At 63.6% G+C, this 18,689-nt stretch carries 20 protein-coding genes and 1 pseudogene; 20 read left to right on the top strand and 1 reads right to left on the bottom strand.

From position 1 onward, the window contains the following. Nucleotides 1-13 precede the first annotated feature (13 nt). Nucleotides 14-863: pseudogene (locus KK131_RS09185) on the bottom strand (integron integrase). A 174-nt stretch (nucleotides 864-1,037) separates the two neighbouring features. Here KK131_RS09185 and KK131_RS09180 point away from each other — a divergent pair. The 20 genes from KK131_RS09180 to tkt all read left to right on the top strand — a co-directional run bounded on the left by KK131_RS09180 (nucleotide 1,038) and on the right by tkt (nucleotide 18,679). Continuing rightward, a complete protein-coding gene (locus tag KK131_RS09180; RefSeq protein ID WP_214556348.1) occupies nucleotides 1,038-1,502 on the top strand; it encodes a GNAT family N-acetyltransferase in 465 nt (154 codons plus the stop codon). A 62-nt stretch (nucleotides 1,503-1,564) separates the two neighbouring features. Continuing rightward, nucleotides 1,565-1,810, top strand: a complete 246-nt coding sequence (locus KK131_RS09175; RefSeq protein WP_214556347.1) for a hypothetical protein — start codon at nucleotides 1,565-1,567, stop codon at nucleotides 1,808-1,810. Between the two features lie 54 nt (nucleotides 1,811-1,864). Further along, nucleotides 1,865-2,278 (top strand): hypothetical protein, encoded by a 414-nt coding sequence (locus tag KK131_RS09170; RefSeq protein WP_214556346.1) that lies wholly within the window; start codon nucleotides 1,865-1,867, stop codon nucleotides 2,276-2,278. 1,090 nt (nucleotides 2,279-3,368) lie between these two features. Then, the gene (locus KK131_RS09160; protein WP_214556344.1) at nucleotides 3,369-3,755 is read left to right on the top strand and encodes a hypothetical protein; all 387 of its coding nucleotides are present in this window, start codon (nucleotides 3,369-3,371) and stop codon (nucleotides 3,753-3,755) included. A gap of 73 nt (nucleotides 3,756-3,828) precedes the next feature. Next, nucleotides 3,829-4,482, top strand: coding sequence for a hypothetical protein (locus KK131_RS09155; RefSeq protein WP_214556343.1), 654 nt, complete (start codon nucleotides 3,829-3,831; stop codon nucleotides 4,480-4,482). Nucleotides 4,483-4,537: 55 nt separating this feature from the next. Continuing rightward, the gene (locus KK131_RS09150) at nucleotides 4,538-4,828 is read left to right on the top strand and encodes a hypothetical protein (protein ID WP_214556342.1); all 291 of its coding nucleotides are present in this window, start codon (nucleotides 4,538-4,540) and stop codon (nucleotides 4,826-4,828) included. A 324-nt stretch (nucleotides 4,829-5,152) separates the two neighbouring features. Further along, nucleotides 5,153-5,434: a hypothetical protein gene (locus KK131_RS09145; protein WP_214556341.1), complete on the top strand. Its 282-nt coding sequence runs from the start codon at nucleotides 5,153-5,155 to the stop codon at nucleotides 5,432-5,434. 452 nt (nucleotides 5,435-5,886) lie between these two features. Next, nucleotides 5,887-6,219, top strand: coding sequence for a hypothetical protein (locus tag KK131_RS09140; RefSeq protein ID WP_214556340.1), 333 nt, complete (start codon nucleotides 5,887-5,889; stop codon nucleotides 6,217-6,219). A gap of 75 nt (nucleotides 6,220-6,294) precedes the next feature. After that, nucleotides 6,295-6,735: a pyrimidine dimer DNA glycosylase/endonuclease V gene (locus tag KK131_RS17660; protein WP_250887432.1), complete on the top strand. Its 441-nt coding sequence runs from the start codon at nucleotides 6,295-6,297 to the stop codon at nucleotides 6,733-6,735. Nucleotides 6,736-6,808: 73 nt separating this feature from the next. After that, on the top strand, nucleotides 6,809-7,201 hold the full coding sequence (locus KK131_RS09135; protein WP_214556339.1) for a GFA family protein: 393 nt from the start codon (nucleotides 6,809-6,811) through the stop codon (nucleotides 7,199-7,201). 80 nt (nucleotides 7,202-7,281) lie between these two features. Beyond that, nucleotides 7,282-7,653 carry a VOC family protein gene (locus KK131_RS09130; RefSeq protein WP_214556338.1) on the top strand — a complete coding sequence of 124 codons (372 nt, stop codon included), beginning with the start codon at nucleotides 7,282-7,284 and terminating at the stop codon, nucleotides 7,651-7,653. Between the two features lie 9 nt (nucleotides 7,654-7,662). Next, nucleotides 7,663-8,169, top strand: coding sequence for a DUF120 domain-containing protein (locus tag KK131_RS09125; RefSeq protein WP_214556337.1), 507 nt, complete (start codon nucleotides 7,663-7,665; stop codon nucleotides 8,167-8,169). 119 nt (nucleotides 8,170-8,288) lie between these two features. Beyond that, nucleotides 8,289-8,591 (top strand): antibiotic biosynthesis monooxygenase, encoded by a 303-nt coding sequence (locus KK131_RS09120; RefSeq protein WP_214556336.1) that lies wholly within the window; start codon nucleotides 8,289-8,291, stop codon nucleotides 8,589-8,591. A 65-nt stretch (nucleotides 8,592-8,656) separates the two neighbouring features. Continuing rightward, the gene (locus KK131_RS09115; RefSeq protein WP_214556335.1) at nucleotides 8,657-9,106 is read left to right on the top strand and encodes an aldehyde-activating protein; all 450 of its coding nucleotides are present in this window, start codon (nucleotides 8,657-8,659) and stop codon (nucleotides 9,104-9,106) included. Nucleotides 9,107-10,044: 938 nt separating this feature from the next. Beyond that, nucleotides 10,045-11,451 carry a glucose-6-phosphate dehydrogenase gene (gene zwf / locus KK131_RS09105; protein ID WP_214556333.1) on the top strand — a complete coding sequence of 469 codons (1,407 nt, stop codon included), beginning with the start codon at nucleotides 10,045-10,047 and terminating at the stop codon, nucleotides 11,449-11,451. After that, nucleotides 11,445-12,161 carry an HAD family hydrolase gene (locus KK131_RS09100; protein WP_214556332.1) on the top strand — a complete coding sequence of 239 codons (717 nt, stop codon included), beginning with the start codon at nucleotides 11,445-11,447 and terminating at the stop codon, nucleotides 12,159-12,161. Before zwf ends, KK131_RS09100 begins: the two co-directional genes overlap by 7 nt. Nucleotides 12,162-12,203: 42 nt before the next feature. Further along, nucleotides 12,204-13,307: a transaldolase gene (gene tal / locus KK131_RS09095; protein ID WP_214556331.1), complete on the top strand. Its 1,104-nt coding sequence runs from the start codon at nucleotides 12,204-12,206 to the stop codon at nucleotides 13,305-13,307. Next, on the top strand, nucleotides 13,304-14,953 hold the full coding sequence (gene pgi / locus KK131_RS09090; RefSeq protein WP_214556330.1) for a glucose-6-phosphate isomerase: 1,650 nt from the start codon (nucleotides 13,304-13,306) through the stop codon (nucleotides 14,951-14,953). The genes tal and pgi overlap by 4 nt, the downstream gene beginning before the upstream one ends. Next, entirely contained in the window at nucleotides 14,950-16,596 is a 1,647-nt protein-coding gene (gene pgm, locus KK131_RS09085) for a phosphoglucomutase (alpha-D-glucose-1,6-bisphosphate-dependent) (RefSeq protein WP_214556329.1), read from the top strand. The genes pgi and pgm overlap by 4 nt, the downstream gene beginning before the upstream one ends. Before the next feature lie 31 nt (nucleotides 16,597-16,627). Then, nucleotides 16,628-18,679, top strand: coding sequence for a transketolase (gene tkt / locus KK131_RS09080; protein ID WP_214556328.1), 2,052 nt, complete (start codon nucleotides 16,628-16,630; stop codon nucleotides 18,677-18,679). Nucleotides 18,680-18,689: the final 10 nt, after the last annotated feature.

Genomic DNA, 18,689 nt, shown 5'->3' with positions numbered 1-18,689 from the left:
GCGCCCCTTGCGCTCAGCGGTCCAGCGGACTCAGAACCCCATGTCCACCACGGTTCAGGACGTGCGTATAGATCTGCGTCGTGGCTACATCCTTGTGGCCAAGCAGCTCCTGGATCGTGCGGATGTCCTGCCCGGCCTCCAGCAGGTGGGTGGCGAAGGAGTGCCGCAAGGTGTGACAGCTGGCCGGCTTGACGATGCCGGCCTTGATGGCGCCGTCGCTCGCCGCACACCGCTCCCAGGCCTGCCGACAGGTCCTGCTGATGGATCAAGCGCACCCGCTCCAGCTGCGCCTGCAACGCTTCGCGCAGGCACCGCGGCAACGGCACATGCCGATCCTTGCCGCCCTTGCCGTCGCGCACGCAAATCTGGTTGAGCTCGAAATCCACGTCCTTCACGCGTAACCGCACGCATTCCATTAGCCGCATGCCCGAGCCATACAACAGCGAGGCCATCAGGCCGAAGCGGCCATCCATCATCGCCAGCAGCCGATTCACCTCGTCGCGCGAGAGCACCACCGGCACCCGCTGCGGCCGCTTCGCCCGCACCACCGTCTCCATCCACGGCAGCTCGACCGACAACGCCTCCTTGTACAGAAACAACAGCGCCGACAGCGCCTGGTTCTGCGTGCCGGCCGCCACCTTGCCCTCGACGGCCAGCGCACTCAGAAAACCCTCGACCTCCACCACTCCCATATCGCGCGGATGCCGCTTGCCATGGGCCAGGATGAACCGCCGAATCCAGCCCACATACGCGCGCTCCGTCCGCAAGCTGTAATGCTTCAAGCGCAACCGCGCACGTACCTGATCCAGCAACCGCGGCGCTTTCGCCGCCGTTACGCCCTCACTTTCGCCCCGGTAACTCATACACCCTCAAAAGTCGCTGATAACAACGACAGCCTGCCCGTCCCGCACGCGCAGGGCATTGGCTCAAGGCCATGATCCGACGTAGGAATCTGCCGCTTGTGCGGTCAGGGGCGGCGCTACATACTCGTCGCAACACCTCATTTTTGGGGTCTACTAAGCGTTAGCTTTCAGAGCATGACTGACACTGCCTTGCCCGATCACAAGATCCGTCTAGCAGCGGTTGCCGATGCCACCGAAATTGCCGTGTGTCTTTCTGCTCTCGGGTACGGCACCTCGGCCTCTCTTGTTGCCGAACGGCTTACCTCATTTGCCGCGAGCCCGATGGACGCTGTACTCGTCGCGTCTACTGGCGACCAAACATTTTTGCTGGGCGTCGTCAGCGTCCATTTGTTGCCTCTCTTTCATGCTCCTGGCTTTCTGGGTCGCATCACCTCACTTGCGGTCAGTGCGGAGGCGCGCGGCAAAGGTGTAGGCAAAGCACTTGTTACGGCAGCAGAAGAGTGGGCATGGAGTAAGGGCGCTCGGCGCATGGAGGTCACAAGTGGCGATCACCGCCCAGCTGCGCATGCGTTCTACCAAGCCGCCGGCTACTCGCTAGACGAGCGTCGCTTCATCAAGCATGCTGCCAAGGCAAGCTAACAGTTCGTTCAAGGCGGACGGCTCCGCCGCCGCTTAACTCAAGCGTTAGGCATCGCATACTCATGCAAGAGGAAATCGCCAGAGGTTTCGTTGCCGTCGCCAAATTCGGCGCGTACTACATCATCTGGTCGTTTGTTCTATTCAACCTTGGTCGCGCATCGCTGCTTCTTGTTACGCTTGGGCAGTATCCGCGAGGCCTCGATGTTCAGCGTCACACCAATCAAATTTCGCTCGTTGGTATCTTGGTACTCGTCCTGGCTTGGTCGCTTGTGGCCGTATACAACAACACGCTCGGCGTCCATGCCTAACATTTCGTTCAAGGCGGACGGCTTCGCCGCCGCTTAACTCCAGCGTTAGGCCCCATGACAGAACCCCTTGATCCTCAAATCACTGGCAATGCAGGCCTGTACTATTGCTGCTATCACCTGACGCTTCTCGGGTGGAATGTCATGCCTACTGCGCGCAATGCTCGTGGTGTCGACATCATCGCCTACAGCCGAGATGCGTCACGGTTTGTTGGCCTCCAGGTCAAAGCTCTTAGCAAGCGCAACCCCGTTCCACTCGGCAATACGCTAGATAAATGCATGGGAGACTTCTGGGTAATCGTAAACAAGGTCACAACAAAAACCCCATCTGCCTTCATCATGCTTCCTACCGAGGTCAAGAACTTGGCGCATCGTGGGGAGAAAGATGGCCGTATCTCCTACTGGCTTCAACCTACGAGCTATGATCACCCAGATTTCCATGAAGCTTGGGCACGCATTGGCCGCGGCTAAGGGGCCTAACAATTCGTTCAAGGCGGACGGCTTCGCCGCCGCTTAACTCCAGCGTTAGTCGGCAGCTTGTGTTGGTTTGTCGTATCGTGTGTTTCGCTCAGCTTCGCGCTGGCTTGTCGTCGGTCGCCGCCGCAGCATTTCGCGCAGTGTCGTCGCAAGCCTGAGCTTTCAGAGCTGGCAGTTTTGGGGTGGTTGGTTGCTCAAGCTTCGCGTTCGTCGTGCGCCCACATCATCGCCCGAGCGTGCTGCGTCGCAACCGTCTAACTTCTCGTCCAAGCGGACGGCTTCGCCGCCGCTTAACTCAGGCGTTAGACAAGAGGGGTGGGGGAAGCCATGCAGCTACATCGCAACGTGGTGCTTTGTATTGCGGTAACGGCCTGTCTTGTATGTCAGAGCTGCGCGACAACTCCATCGGCAAGCGCCTTGCGAGTAGCGGATGCCGACCAAAGCATGGTTGCTGGCTGCAAGTTCGTTGGCGAGATTCAGGGTTCGTCCGGCTGGGGAGGAGTCGCTGCTTCAACCGGCATGGAGAACGCCAGGAATGAAGCAAGAGAGAAGGCGGCAAAACTTGGGGCAACAAACATTGTTTGGCAATCAATCGCAGGTGGATATGCGCCGTACGTTAGCGGTCGCGCATACTCCTGCCGTAACGACTAGCTAAAGTGTCTAACTGTTCGGTCAACCGGACGCAAACCCGCTGCGCGGGTTCGCGCCGGTTACCTCAAGCGTTAGGCCTCAGATGAGCAGACTGCTTAACAAACTAGCTTTTGCCAATCCTTGGCTCGTGTTGCTTGTCTGGGGCAGCTTCGTGGCGCTTCACGCCACCTATTACGTCCAGTCCATCCTTGCTTCGTTCCCGGTGGGCGGCGAGTGGTACGCTAGGTCGCATAGCTACCAGCTCCTTGCCTTTTCGTTTGTTCGTTTTCCCCTTTGGCTTGTCCTGCTAGGTGCGTACTTTGGCTTCCGCGGCTATTGGCAAGGCAAAGCAAGCGCCCCAAGCAAGCGCGGGCAGGCCTAACAACTCGTTCAAGGCGGACGGCTTCGCCGCCGCTTAACTCAAGCGTTAGGTGTCTTAGATAGGATTTCGCTCATGACGCAGAAGCACATAGAGATCACTCGATCGAACAACAAGAACTTCGCCACAGAGAATCGTTGGTTCCAGCATTGCTCCGAAAAGCAAATTCCGTACGTAACGGTTAAGGTCCACGGAAAGCTCGCCGATGTTCAATGGGATTACATCAATCTCACCCCAGAGATTGATGGGGCGCTGTTCGAACAGAAGAATCTAATCCATCCAGCGGCAGAATCTATCTATAGCCGCATCTTCACGAAAAGTAGCTGGATAGGCCTCGGGCTAGGCACAGTTTCGTTCAAGAATATCCCGCGACATTACGCAGGCGACGCGGCAGATCAACTCTTTGATGTTGTCAACAATGTAACGGCCCCATTGTTGTTGGCAATCGGCAAAGACACCTAACAATTTATTCAAGCCGACGCCGCTTCGCGGCGCGGCTTAATTCAGGCGTTAGTCTTCATTTGGGAGATATGGTTTGGACGCAGGCATCTATCGGGTACAGATGGACGGTCGCTGGCACCTCAAAGATCTTTACGAGTTCCCTCACACCTTTGAGCAGGTATATGCCTTTACTTACTGCTTCGACTCAGATTTGTCACCCCGCGATGCCGAGCGGATAAATTACGCGCTAGAAAATTATCCGTGGGGCGGCGGCTACTCAATAGTAAACATCTACACGGTGCTACAGAATCAGGTCGAGCACGAGTATCGCCCCCGAATCACAGAAATAAGGTATGCCTCCCCCGGTTGGATTGATCTTCTTTTAAACCTCAATCCAGCGGTGCAAGTGGCGGCGTCTGTCGCTGCAATTGCGGGCTCTATCACGACGGTAACAAAGTGTTACTCCGCACTCCAAAGAACGATTTACAACATTAACTCTGAGGCAGCGAAGGCCAAACTCGAGCAGATTCGTCTTACGAGGGCTCAGATACAAGAGCTTCAAGGACTAACACAGGATCTAGCCAATTATGTTGGCTTTCAACGACTTGATGAGCTCAATCAGAGAACTGGAAGCCCTCTTGTTACAGCGAAATTGCTCGCGGCCCACTTTAGGCGGCTAAAAACTCTCGCCGAATACGCCGTTAAGGGCAAAGCCTTCTTGCCACAAAAGCCTCGCGATGAAGGCTAACATTTCGTCCAAGCGGACGGCGTACCGCCGCCGCTTAACTCAAGCGTTAGAGCCTATGAAGCAGACTACGGCAGCAAATCTGGCTTTGATTCTGGTTGTGGCTGGTTGGCTGCTCGCCTTCTTCGGCGTCACGTCGCAACTCGGTGATCCCTCGCCCTCTGTTCCGCGCGCACAAATCGAAGCCGCTCGGCACCTATCAATTGCAGTACTGGGCGTCGGTGTTGTGTGCATCTTGATTGCACTTTGTCTTTCCGGTTTCAGTTTTACTGCAGCCAAAGTTCGTTCCTGCGTTTGCGCTGCGTTAGGCTTTCTACCCGCAATCGCTGTTATCTGGAGCATGCTGTGAGTGGCGTGCGCTCTAACTACTCGTTCAAGGCGGACGGCTTCGCCGCCGCTTAACTCCAGCGTTAGTCGGCAGCTCGTGTTGGTTTGTCGTATCGTGTGTTTCGCTCAGCTTCGCGCTGGCTTGTCGTCCGTCGCCGCCGCAGCATTTCGCGCAGTGTCGTCGCAAGCCTGAGCTTTCAGAGCTGGCAGTTTTGGGGTGGTTGGTTGCTCAACCTTCGCGTTCGTCGTGCGCCCACATCGTCGCCCGAGCGTGCTGCGTCGCAACCGTCTAACTCCTCGTCCAAGCGGACGGCTTCGCCGCCGCTTAACTCAGGCGTTAGCGCTCATGTCGACGCTGCTCATCTACAGCTGGATCGCCCTAGCCGCTGACATCGTGCTGTTCACGGCCCTGTATTTCTGCGTCGTTCTTTTGCGGGTAAACGACGCTGGCGGCAAAGTTGGGAGCGATGCGTTCTTCAACTTTGGACCGTTGCGCTACGTGCCCATGTATCTACGCCTTCTAACACCCCAGGAGAGCTCACGGTGGTACAACATCTACATCAAGCACTCCATGACAATCACGGTAGTTCTGGCCTTGGTTTTCATGGCCATTCTGGCGCTATCGTAGCTGTAAGGTTGCGCGCTAACATCTCGTTCAAGGTGGACGGCTACGCCGCCGCTTAACTCCAGCGTTAGGCTCACACATGGACGATCAAGACACAACCAGCGCACCCAAGAGTTCGGCTATAGCTAGCCTAGCGATTGCTCTACTCATTTCCGCATCCCTTCTCTTCGCTTGGGAGCACACAAGCAAGACCTCGCTTCTTGTTGCGAGTCTCGGGTTCCTGGTTGTTGCACCGCTTTGGTACTTGGCACCGATTAACTTCCGAAAAATCCTTGGTCCTATGGGCAGCCGGGTCACATATCGCCGCAAGTTCACGCCGGCCCAAGGGGTACTTTCCTTAGTCGGCTATGCCATTATTTTGCGGCCGTCCTGACGTGGCTCTTTCAGCTATTTTCGGCCTAACCACTCGTTCAAGGCGGACGGCTTCGCCGCCGCTTAACTCCAGCGTTAGGGCTATGGATACCCACTCATCCTCGCGCGTCTCGACAGCAATCGGATTCACCTTGCTTGCAGTCGGTGGCTTCTGGCTTGGCGCGTTCGCATGGTTTGGTGGTTACGTGTGGGTCAAGCAGGCCTTTGCTTGGTCCGCCATCGCGATTGGTCTCACTGTTGTTTTGGTGCGCTCGCGATCTTCACCTCGTCGCTGGCTATCGCACGCGGCACTGTTTCTTGGTTCGCAATTGCTTTTTGTCGTGTGCGTGGCTGCGGGCCAAGTGTTTTACGTCGGCCCAAGCAGCACGATGGAGGCTGCACGTCTATTTGGCTTGGCCATGCGGGGCGGTCTGTGAGCCAGCGCCCTAACTACTCGTCCAAGCGGACGCGCGTACCGCGCGCCGCTTAACTCCAGCGTTAGGTGCCACTTCATGCGTCTCTGGTCATTGCACCCAAAGTATCTCGATCCACAGGGTTTAGTGGCCCTATGGCGCGAGGCCTTACTGGCAAAGGCCGTTCTACGCAACGAGACGCGCGGCTACACCAATCATCCTCAGCTGGAGCGGTTCAAAGCGCACCCTCACTCGCGCTTGGCCATCAACTCGTATCTGGCGTCAGTCCATGACGAGGCCACTAAGCGCGGTTATTCCTTCGACCGGTCCAAGGTCGGGCCTGTTCGGGCCGTTCAAGTCATCCCAGTCAGCTCCGGTCAACTCGCGTATGAGTGGACCCATTTGCAGCACAAGCTGGCGGCCCGCAATCCAACCGTGTTCACACACTGGAGCAATGTGATTACACCAGCGTGCCATCCACTGTTTCGCCGACAACCTGGACCAGTGGCATCATGGGAGCGGGCGTCGGGTGGCGCCTAACAATTCATTCAAGCCGAAGCCGCTTCGCGGCTCGGCTTGATTCAGGCGTTAGACCGCGCTCAAGGATTCCGGCATGCAAACGCACAAGGGCTCGTGTCATTGTGGGCGCGTCACTTTCGAGGTTGACGGTAGTATTGGCACGGCCATTGAGTGCAACTGCTCGATTTGCCACATGAAAGGTGCCATCTGGCACGGCACCGACAATGCGCACTTTCGCATTCTGTCTGGGGAGGCCGACCTCGGCGTCTACCAATTTGGCACCATGACGGCCAAGCACTACTTCTGCAAAGAGTGTGGCACCAGCCCCTTCAGCCGCCCGAGAATCGCCCCAACGAGGTGGGTCGTAAATCTGCGCTGTATTGACGGTGTTGACCTATCCAGTCTGAAGATTCGCCCATTTGACGGGCAAAACTGGGAGTCCGCGGCCCAGCAGTTCATGCAAGAAGGTGCTGCGGATGCGGTCTAACAATTCATTCAAGTCGACGCCGCTTCGCGGCGCGGCTTAATTCAGGCGTTTAGGTACCATAAATCGGGTGTGTGCGTGGTATGAACTCTCTACCGGAAATCTGGATCGGGCACGTTGTTCTCGAAAGCGATCGAATCCCGGAGAGCGCCGACTTCATGGTCACACTTGGAATGCGCTCTGTGTTCCGGGGTTCCGAGATGGCCATCTTCGAGCTTAGGGGTGGTACGCACCTGCTAATCTTCCCCAAGGGCACCGTGCCCGGTGGAGTCGCACCGTTCGATCTGATGGTTGATGACCTTCGCGCGTTTCATCGACGGCTCTCTGCGGCAGGGTTTGTGCCAACGGAAATAGAGAATGTTCCAGCAATTCATCACGAGCGCTTCACCGTTCGCGAACCGGGCGGTGGGGTCCTTACCATTCTTTCAAGTCACGTCGAAGGAAGGGCGGTGTAAGGATGCGGCATGGCACCTGACATCTCGGTCAACCGGCCAATGCATACGTCTTCGGAAATGCCTGCAGAGTTCTCGACATCGCGAGTGCTGGTCGGACGCGTGCAGCCCGGCAAAGGCGATGCGTCGCGCTGGCTGCAGCGGTTCAACGCCGCCTACAGCCGGAAGCTGGGTATGCCGGTGTTCCCCGGCTCGCTGAACCTCGCGCTTCCGCAGGTGTTCGAATGGCACGCACCCGAGTTGCAGCCCCACCTGGTCTGGTTTGGGCGCGAGGAGTACGGTGGTGAGCGGGACATCTTGCTGCTGCCGTGCCGACTGCGGAACCTGGGTGGGCAGCGCGCGTTTCTGTGGACGACAACGACGGCGGCCCGAGATCGGCCTGACCCGTGGGTGGTCGAGATCGTGGCGGCGGTCGGGTTGCGGGCAGCCTTTCGGCTCGAGGACGGCGACGAGGTAACCTTGGAGGTGCCTGCCGGCGGAACGACAGAGGCGGCACGACCATCCGCGGTCGCCGGCTAACGAGTCGTTGCAGCTGACGGAGGCCCCGGCAGATGGCTAGCCATTCGTTCAAGGCGGACGGCTGCTCCGCCGCTCAACTCCAGCGTTAGACGACATTGGAGATTGTCATGATTTGCCGCATGTGGCACGGGGTCACACCACGCTCGAAGGCCGATGCCTATGCGAGCTTCCTCGAGCAGCGGGCCGTTCCAGACTACCGCTCGGTTCCCGGCAACCTGAGCGTTGCCGTGCTTCGGCGAGACGAGGCTGAGGTTACGCACTTCCTGACCGTGACGCATTGGGAATCGGAGGAGAGCATTCGTGCTTTCGCGGGAGACGATATGCTCAAGGCCAAGTACTACCCTGAAGATCAAGACTACTTGTTGGGGTTCGAGCCGTTGGTTCAACATTTCGTCGTGACGGCCATCGAAAATGCCGTCTGACCATTCTTCAAGGCGGACGGCCTCGCCGCCCGCCTGACTCCCGGCGTCAGGCTCCAGGTGCAACGATGTCGCCATTGAGCAATGCATTTGCGTTTCGGGGTGGCTGTCACTGCGGTCAGCTTCGCGTGGCCTTTTCAACCGCACTGGAGCCGGCGAGCACGGTTCCTCGGGCCTGCGACTGCTCGTTCTGTCAAAAGCACGGTGCCGCCTACGTTTCGGATCCGGCCGGGCAACTGTCCGTCATCATGCAGAGCCCAGATACGCTGCGGCGGTATCGGCAGGGATCAAATACCGCCGAATTCCTGCTGTGCGGCCGGTGCGGGGTGCTGGTTGCCGTCGTCTTCGAGCACAATGCCCGCATTTACGGAGCTGTCAACGCACGGTCACTGGAGGGGCCCACCGGCTTTGGGAATGCGGTCCCGGCTTCGCCGCAATGGCTGGCCCCTGGCGAAAAGATCGCACGATGGTCGCAACTGTGGGTTCCGGATGTTGAGCTGGTCACGCTCGGCACCTAACATCCCGTTCAAGGCGGACGGCTTCGCCGCCCCTTGAATCCTGCGCCAGGCCACTTATGACAGACGTCGGCCTCACCCACATCGCATTGCCAGTCCATTCGCTTTCAGCGAGCGAAGCGTTCTATGCAAAGTACGGCAACATGCAAGCCGTGCACCGGCGTCCGGGTGTGGTTTGGGTCAGTGATCGCACCAGGCCTTTCGCCGTCGTTCTTATTGAAACCTCGGGACCGATAGAACCCCTCCTTCCGATGGCCCATCTAGGCGTCGGCGTGTCGTCGCGCCAAGGCGTCGATCAGCTATGCCAGCTTGCCCGGCAAGAACAGTGTCTTATCCGTGAGCCAGAAGATTCGGGGCCGCCAGTCGGGTACTGGGCACTTATTCGAGACCCCGATGGCCACACTCTCGAAGTGGCGTATGGCCAGGAACTGGGCAACGCCATCGAGGGCACAGATCGAATTCGAGAACGCTCCCCCGGGTGACGCTCACCGAGTGGCAAAGCATGGTCGCACCGGCGGGCACGGTGCATCGGACGCGCGCCATGGGACGCACGGTCAACCTTGCCTGTGAAAGGCAGGGCGCGCAGACGGTCTTCGTGGAAGCCCCCCGTCCAGCGATAGGCCGGTTCCTTCGTTTGGTCAGCCATGCACGCAGGACGGAGCGATTCCCGGCTGTCGCAGGTGTCGCCCGGCCGTGCCGCGCGCCTGCGAAAATTCCCCGACGGAACCTGCGCTGTCGTTCAAGCGCCAGCGCAGGTTCCTGCCCCGGTCGCGTCAACTCCCGCGCGGCCTGGCTTATGCATCGACTTAACCTGCCGGCGTGCAGGCTGGAAAGCGAACCCGATGTCCGGCATGTTGGCGGAACCGCGCCATGCCGTTGCGCGCGCCCTGCGCGCCACGTCGGGCAACGCAGCCCGCAACCCTACGGAGAGAGTCATCCCCATGCCGACACCCCGCTCGGATGCCCTGGTTTTTTTCGGCGCCACCGGCGACCTGGCCTACAAGAAGATCTTTCCGGCATTGCAGGCGATGATGCTGCGTGACGGGTTGGACCTGCCGATCATCGGCGTGGCGCATTCGGGCTGGAGCGTGGAGCAGCTGCGCCAGCGCGCGCACGACAGCCTGGCGCAGGCGGCACGGGAGCAGGGCGGCGCCGTCGACGAGGCGGCGTTCGCGAAGCTGGCGGCACGGCTGCGCTACGTCGACGGCGACTACAACGACGCGGCCACGTTCCAGCGGCTGAAGCAGGCGCTGGGCGAGGCGCAGCGGCCGCTGCACTACCTGGCGATCCCGCCCAAGCTGTTCGGCGTGGTGGCGAAGAACCTGCAGCAGGCCGGCTGCGCGGACGGCGCGCGGATCGTGGTGGAGAAGCCGTTCGGCCGCGACCTGGCCTCGGCGCAGGCGCTCAACCGCACGCTGCACGCGGTGTTCCCGGAGTCGGCGATCTTCCGCATCGACCATTACCTGGGCAAGGAGCCGGTGCAGAACCTGCTGTACTTCCGCTTCGCCAACACCGTGCTGGAGCCGGTGTGGAACAACCGCTACGTGGACCGCGTGCAGATCACCATGGCCGAGCAGTTCGGCGTGGACGGCCGCGGCGCGTTCTACGAGGGCGTCGGCGCGATCCGCGACGTGCTGCAGAACCACCTGCTGCAGGTGACCTCGCTGCTGGCGATGGATGCGCCGATCGGCAACGACCCGGAGGCGCTGCGCGCCGAGAAACTGCGGCTGTTCCGCGCAATGCGCCCGCTCGACCCGGCCGAGGTGGTGCGCGGCCAGTTCAAGGGCTACCGCGACGTGCAGGGCGTGGCCGCCGATTCGAACGTGGAGACCTTCGTGGCGCTGTGCCTGCACATCGACACCTGGCGCTGGGCCGGCGTGCCGTTCTACATCCGCGCCGGCAAGAAGCTGCCGATCACCACCACCCAGGTGATGGTGGACATGAAGACGCCGCCGCTGTCGGTATTCGACGCGATCGGCGCGGAGCAGTCGAACTACTTCCGCTTCCGGCTCAGCCCGGAGGTGATCATCGCCGAGGGCATGCGGGTGAAGCAGCCCGGCGAGGAGATGCGTGGCGAAGCGGTGGAACTGGTCGTGCGGCATGACCTGGCGCCGGAGAAATCGCCGTACGAGCGCCTGCTCGGCGACGCGATCCGCGGCGACAACGCGCTGTTCACCAGCGACGAATGCGTCGAGGCGGCGTGGGCGGTGGTCGACCGCGTGCTGGCCCGCGAAGGGCCGGTGGGATTCTACGAGCCGGGCAGCTGGGGTCCGCCCGAAGCGGCACGTATCGTCAGCGGCGACGAGGGCTGGCACGATCCGCAGGTGGAGGAGGGCAAGCCATGTTGAGCAACCATGCGTCCGAGGCCGCCGCGGTGGTGTTCCTGCTCGACGTGGACAACACCCTGCTCGACAACGACCGCTTCGGCGCCGACCTCGGCGACACCCTGGAGGCGGCGTTCGGCGCGGCCGGGCGCGCACGCTACTGGGCGATCTACGAGGAGCTGCGCCAGCAGTCCGGCTTTGCCGACTACCTGGGCGCGCTGCAGCGCTTCCGCACCGGCCTGGACAACGACCCCTCGCTGCTGCAGATGTCCAACTACCTGCTGGACTATCCGTTCGCCGACCGGCTCTACCCGCACGCGCTGGAAACCGTGGCGCACCTGCGCACGCTGGGGCCCACGGCGATCCTGTCCGACGGCGACGTGGTGTTCCAGCCGCGCAAGATCCAGCGCGCCGGGCTGTGGGCCGCGCTGCGTGGCGAGGTACTGATCTACGTGCACAAGCAGCAGATGCTGGTCGCGATGCAGCAGCGCTACCCGGCCGCGCACTACGTGATGGTCGACGACAAGCCGCACGTCCTGGCCGCGATGAAGCAGCGCCTGGGCCACAAGCTCACCACCGTGTTCGTGCGCCAGGGCCACTACGCGGCCGACAGCGCCGGCGAAACCATCGATCCGGCAGCGGACCTCACGATCGCGTGCATCGGCGATCTGCGCGAGCGTAAGCTTGGTGATTTCCTGCCGAGCGCGCCGGCGATCCCCCTGCCGGCCAGCTGAAGCACCCCATCCCCGAATCGAACTGGAGTCATGGAGACAAGCATGAAAGCAACCCGCCAACTGCACGAACTCGGCCAAAGCCTGTGGCTGGACAACATCACCCGCAGCCTGCTCGACGACGGCACGCTGGCGCGCTACGTCGCCGAGGACTCGATCACCGGGCTGACCTCGAACCCCAGCATCTTCGACGCGGCGATCGGCGGCGGCGACGCCTACGACGCCGGCATCCACGCCAAGACGCTGGCCGGGCTGAACGGCGAGGCGCTGTTCACCGAACTGGCGCTGGAAGACCTGCGCCGCGCCGCCGACCTGTTCAAGCCGGTGTTCGACGCCACCGGCCAGGTCGACGGCTGGGTCTCGATGGAGGTCTCGCCGCTGCTGGCCGCCGACACCGCCGGCTCGATCGCGGCGGCGCGCCACATCCACCATCAGGGCCAGCGCGACAACCTGTTCGTGAAGATTCCCGGCACCCCCGAAGGCGTGCCGGCGATCGAGGAGGCGATCTTCCTCGGCATCCCGATCAACGTGACCTTGCTGTTCTCGTGCGCGCAGTACCAGGCCGCCGCGGAGGCCTACCTGCGCGGCATCGAGCGCCGCATCGCGGCCGGGCTCGACCCGAAGGTCGGCTCGGTCGCCTCGCTGTTCATCAGCCGCTGGGACGTGGCGGCCAACAAGCAGTTGCCGGATGAACTGCACAACCGGCTGGGCATCGCGGTGGGCCAGCAGACCTATCGCGCCTATCGCGAACTGCTGGCGTCGAAGCGCTGGCAGAAGCTCGCCGCCGCCGGCGCCCGGCCGCAGCGCCTGCTGTGGGCCAGCACCGGCACCAAGGATCCCAACGCCTCCGACACGCTGTACATCAGCGCGTTCGCGGCGCCCGACACCATCAACACGATGCCGGAGAAAACCCTGCACGCGTTCGCCGACCACGGCCAGCTGCACGGCGTGATGTCCGATGACGGCGGCGACGCGGATGCGGTGCTGGCGCGGATCGCCAAGGCCGGCGTGGACATCGACGCGCTGGCGCTGAAGCTGCAGCAGGACGGCGCCGAGGCGTTCGTCAAATCGTGGAACCAGCTGCTGCAGCGGATCGCCGACAAGGCCAGCGCGCTCGCCGAAAAATCCAAGGGGCCTGCCCTGCCATGAGCGAACCGCGACTCACCCGCCTGCCGCAATGGCAGGCGCTGCAACGTCATGCCGACGCGATCGGCCACAAGCACCTGCGCGAGCTGTTCGCCGCCGATCCGCAGCGCGGCGAGCGGCTGGTGGCCGATGAGGTCGGCCTGTACCTCGACTATTCCAAGCAGCGCGTCGACGCCGACACATTGCGCCTGCTGCGCGAACTGGCCGCGGCCTGCCGGCTGCCGCAGCGGATCGCGGCGATGTTCCGCGGCGAGCGCATCAACACCACCGAGAACCGCGCCGTGCTGCACGTGGCGCTGCGCGCGCCGGCGGGTCAAAAGATCCTCGTCGACGGCCACGACGTGGTGGCGGACGTGCACGCCGTGCTCGACCGCATGGCCGCGTTTTCCGAGCGCGTGCGCAGCGGCGCATGGCTGGGCCACGGCGGCAGGCGCATCCGCAACGTGATCAGCATCGGCATCGGCGGTTCGGACCTCGGCCCGGTGATGGCGTACGAGGCGCTGCGCGACTACAGCCGGCGCGACATGACGTTCCGCTTCGTCTCCAACGTGGACGGCACCGACTTCGCCGAGGCGGTGCGCGACCTGGACGCGGCCGAGACGCTGTTCATCGTCTGCTCGAAGACCTTCACCACGCTGGAGACGCTGGCCAACGCGCATGCCGCGCGCGCCTGGTGCCTCGCCGCGCTGGGCGACGAGTCGGCGGTGGCGAAGCACTTCGTGGCGGTTTCCACCAACGCCGCCGAGGTGGCGAAGTTCGGCATCGACACCGCCAACATGTTCGGCTTCTGGGACTGGGTGGGCGGGCGCTACTCGATGGATTCGGCGATCGGCCTGTCCACCATGCTGGCGATCGGCGCGGAACATTTCCGCGCGATGCTGGCCGGCTTCCACGCGATGGACGAACACTTCCGCCACGCGCCGCTGGAACGCAACCTGCCGGCGCTGATGGGCCTGCTCGGCATCTGGAACAGCAACTTCCTCGACGCCGCCACGGTCGCGGTGCTGCCGTACGAGCAGTACCTGAAACGCTTCCCCGCCTACCTGCAGCAGCTGACCATGGAGAGCAACGGCAAGCGCGTCACGCTGGACGGCAGCGCGGTCGACTACGCCACCGGGCCGATCTACTGGGGCGAACCGGGCACCAACGGCCAGCACTCGTTCTACCAGCTGATCCACCAGGGCACGCGCATCGTGCCGTGCGACTTCATCGGCTTCGGCCAGCCGCTCAACCCGCTCGGCGATCAGCACGACCTGCTGATGGCGAACCTGATCGCCCAGGGCGAGGCGCTGGCGTTCGGCAAGACTGCCGACGAGGTACGCGCCGAAGGCACGCCCGAGACGCTGGTGCCGCATCGCACGTTCCCCGGCAACCGCCCCAGCAGCACCATCCTCGCGCAGAAGCTGACCCCGCACGCGCTGGGCACGCTGATCGCGCTGTACGAGCACAGCGTGTTCGTGCAGGGCGCGATCTGGGACATCGACTCGTTCGACCAGTGGGGCGTGGAGCTGGGCAAGCAGCTGGCTAAGGCCACCATCGCCGAGCTGACCGCGCCCGACGAGCCGACGCTCGCGCACGACAGCTCCACCAACGCCTTGATTCGCCGCTATCGCCAGCTGCGCGACAGCCCGACAACGGAAGGTCCATGAGCCAGCAGATCAGTCCCCTCGCCGGCAAGCCGGCACCGTCGTCGATCCTGGTCGACATCCCGCAACTGCTGGCCGCGTATGCGGACCTGAAACCCGACCCCGCGGTGCCGGCGCAGCGCGTGGCGTTCGGCACCTCCGGCCACCGCGGCAATTCGTTCGAGCGCAGCTTCAACGAGGCGCACATCCTGGCGATCAGCCAGGCGATCTGCGAGTACCGCCGTTCGAAAGGCATCGACGGCCCGCTGTTCATCGGCGCCGACACCCATGCGCTGTCGCAGCCGGCGTTCGAGAACGCGCTGGAAGTGCTGGCCGCCAACGGCGTCGAGACGATGATCTCCAGCGGCGGCGAATACACGCCGACGCCGGCGGTGTCGCACGCGATCCTGGTCCACAACAAGGGGCGCACGTCGGGGCTCGCCGACGGCATCGTGATCACGCCGTCGCACAACCCGCCGGACAACGGCGGCTTCAAGTACAACCCGAGCAACGGCGGCCCGGCCGACAGCGACATCACCCGGTGGGTGGAGAACCGCGCCAACGCCCTGCTCGAAGGCGGGCTGAAGGAAGTGCGTCGGATGCCGTACGCGCAGGCGCGCAAGGCGGCCACCACGCACGAACACGACTATCTCAACAGCTACGTCGCCGACCTCGCGAACATCGTCGACTTCGAGATCATCCGCAGCGCCGGCGTGCACATGGGCGTCGATCCGCTGGGCGGCGCCGGCGTGCACTACTGGGCGCCGATCGCCGATCGCTACCGGCTCGACCTCACCGTGGTCAGTTCGGTGGTCGACCCGCAGTTCGCCTTCATGAGCGTGGACTGGGACGGCAAGATCCGCATGGACCCGTCGTCGAAGTACGCGATGCAGCGGCTGATCGGATTGAAGGACCGCTACGACGTGGCATTCGCCTGCGACACCGACCACGACCGCCACGGCATCGTCACCCGCAGCAGCGGGCTGATGGAGCCGAACCACTACCTGTCGGTGCTGGTCGACTACCTGTTCCGCCATCGGCCGCAGTGGGGCGCGCACGCCGCGGTGGGCAAGACCGTGGTCAGCACCGCGCTGATCGACCGCGTGGCCAAGCGGCTCGGGCGACGGCTGTACGAAGCGCCGGTCGGCTTCAAGTGGTTCGCGCCCGGCCTGTTCGACGGCTCGCTCGGCTTCGGCTGCGAGGAAAGCGCCGGCGCCTCGCTGCTGCGCCGCGACGGCACGGCGTGGGTCACCGACAAGGATGGCATGGTGCCGGCGCTGCTGTCAGCCGAGATCACCGCACGCGAGGGCGAGGACCCGGGCGAGCTCTACGCACGGCTGACCGGCGAACTCGGCAAGCCGTTCGCCAGCCGCGTCGACGCCGCCGCCACGCCGGCGCAGAAGGCGAAGCTGGCGAAACTGTCGCCCGATCAGCTGAAGAACGACCGGCTGGCCGGCGAGAAGATCGAGCAGGTGCTGGACAAGGCACCCGGCAACGGCGCCGCGATCGGCGGCATCAAGGCGATCGCCGCCAGCGGCTGGTTCGCCGCGCGGCCGTCCGGCACCGAGGCGATCTACAAGGTTTACGCCGAAAGCTTCAAGAGCGAGGAACACCTGCAGGCGCTGCTGAAGGAAGCCCAGGGCATCGTCGACGCCGCGCTCGCCTGAGCCACCGCACACCACCATCGGAGATAACGCCATGTCCCACGCCCTCGACCAGCAATGCATCGACCTGCTGCGCTTTTTGTCGGTGGACATGGTGCAGAAGGCCAACAGCGGCCACCCCGGCCTGCCGCTGGGCGCCGCGCCGATGGCGTACGCGCTGTGGACGCGGCAGCTGAAGCACAACCCCGCCAACCCGCACTGGCCCGACCGCGACCGCTTCGTGCTGTCCGCCGGCCACGGCTCGGCGCTGCTGTACAGCCTGCTGTTCGCCACCGGCTACGACCTCACCCTGGACGACCTCCAGCAGTTCCGCCAGTGGGGCAGCAAGACGCCCGGGCATCCCGAGTACGGCCACACGCCGGGCGTCGAGATCACCACCGGCCCGCTCGGCCAGGGCCTGGCGAACGCGGTGGGCATGGCGATCGGCGAGGCGCACCTGGCCGCGCGCTACAACCGCGACGGCCACCGCGTGATCGACCACCGCACCTGGGCCATCGTCAGCGACGGCGACCTGATGGAAGGCGTGGCCAGCGAGGCGGCTTCGCTGGCCGGGCATCTGAAGCTGGGCAAGCTGGTCTGCCTGTACGACGACAACTACGTGACGCTGGCCGGCGGCACCGATATCACCTTCTCGGAAGACCGCGCGAAACGCTTCGAGGCGTACGGTTGGCAGACCATCCAGGTGGCCGACGGCAACGACCTGGCGGCGGTCCACGCCGCGCTTGACGCGGCCCGCGCCGACACCACGCGGCCCACGCTGATCCTGGTGCGCACGCATATCGGCTACGGCTCGCCCGAGCAGGACACGTTCAAGGCGCACGGCTCGCCGCTGGGCGTCGAGGACGTCAGGAAGACGAAAGAGAAGCTGGGCTGGCCGGTCGAACCGGACTTCCTGCTGCCGCCGCCGGCGCTGGCGCATTTCCGCGAGGCGCTGGATCGCGGCGTGGAGGCCGAACGCGCCTGGAACAGCCGTATGGACGTCTATACCAAGGCCTTCCCCGAGCTGGCCGCCGAGTTGCAGGGCCGCCTGGACGGCGAACTGCCGGCGGGCTGGGACGCGGACATCCCGGTGTTTCCCGCCGACGCCAAGGGCCTCGCCACCCGCGTCGCCGGCGGCAAGGTGATGAACGCGATCGCGCCGAAACTGCCCGCGCTGGGCGGCGGCTCGGCCGACCTCGATCCGTCCACCCACACCGCGCTGAAGGACCTGGGCGACTTCAATCCGCCGCTGGCGCCGGGCGAGGACAGCCAGGGTTCCGACGGCGGCGGCTGGAGCCATGCCGGGCGCAACCTGCACTTCGGCGTGCGCGAACATGCGATGGGCGCGATCGCGAACGGACTGGCCGTGCACGGCGGCTTCGTGCCGTACGGCTCCACCTTCCTGATCTTCTCCGACTACATGCGCCCGGCGATCCGCCTGGCCGCACTGATGGGCCTCCACGTGGTGCACGTGTTCACCCACGACAGCGTGGCGCTGGGCGAGGACGGCCCCACCCACCAGCCGGTGGAACAGCTGGCCAGCCTGCGCGCGATCCCCAACCTCGACGTGATCCGCCCCGCCGACGCGAACGAGACCGCGGTGGCGTGGAAGGTGGCGCTGGAAACGAAGCGCCGGCCGGTGCTGCTGGCGCTGACCCGGCAGAACGTGCCCACGCTGGACCGCAGCCGCTACGCCAGCGCCGACGGCCTGCGCCGGGGCGCGTATGTGCTCAGCGATGCGCCGAACGGCAAGCCGTCGCTGATCCTCATCGCCAGCGGCTCCGAGGTCGGCCTGATCGTCGAAGCCGCCGACCAGCTGCAGGCCGACGGCATCGCCGTGCGCTGCGTGTCGATGCCGAGCTGGGAACTGTTCGATGCGCAGCCGCAAAGCTACCGCGACGAAGTGCTGCCGCCTGGCGTGACTGCGCGGCTGGCGGTGGAGCTGGGCGTATCGCAAGGCTGGGACCGCTACATCGGCGCGCACGGCGACATGCTCGGCATCGGCCACTTCGGCGCCTCCGCGCCGGCCGAGGTGCTGCTGCGCGCATTCGGTTTCACGGTCGCCAACGTCGTGGCGCGGGCACGCGCCTTGCTGGCGGCGGGGTGACGCTCCGGCG

The organism is Rhodanobacter sp. LX-99 (assembly GCF_018599185.1).
Taxonomy (GTDB): domain Bacteria; phylum Pseudomonadota; class Gammaproteobacteria; order Xanthomonadales; family Rhodanobacteraceae; genus Rhodanobacter.
The sequence above is the reverse complement of the archived record's forward strand: the minus strand, read 5'-3'. Positions and strand labels throughout refer to the sequence as shown.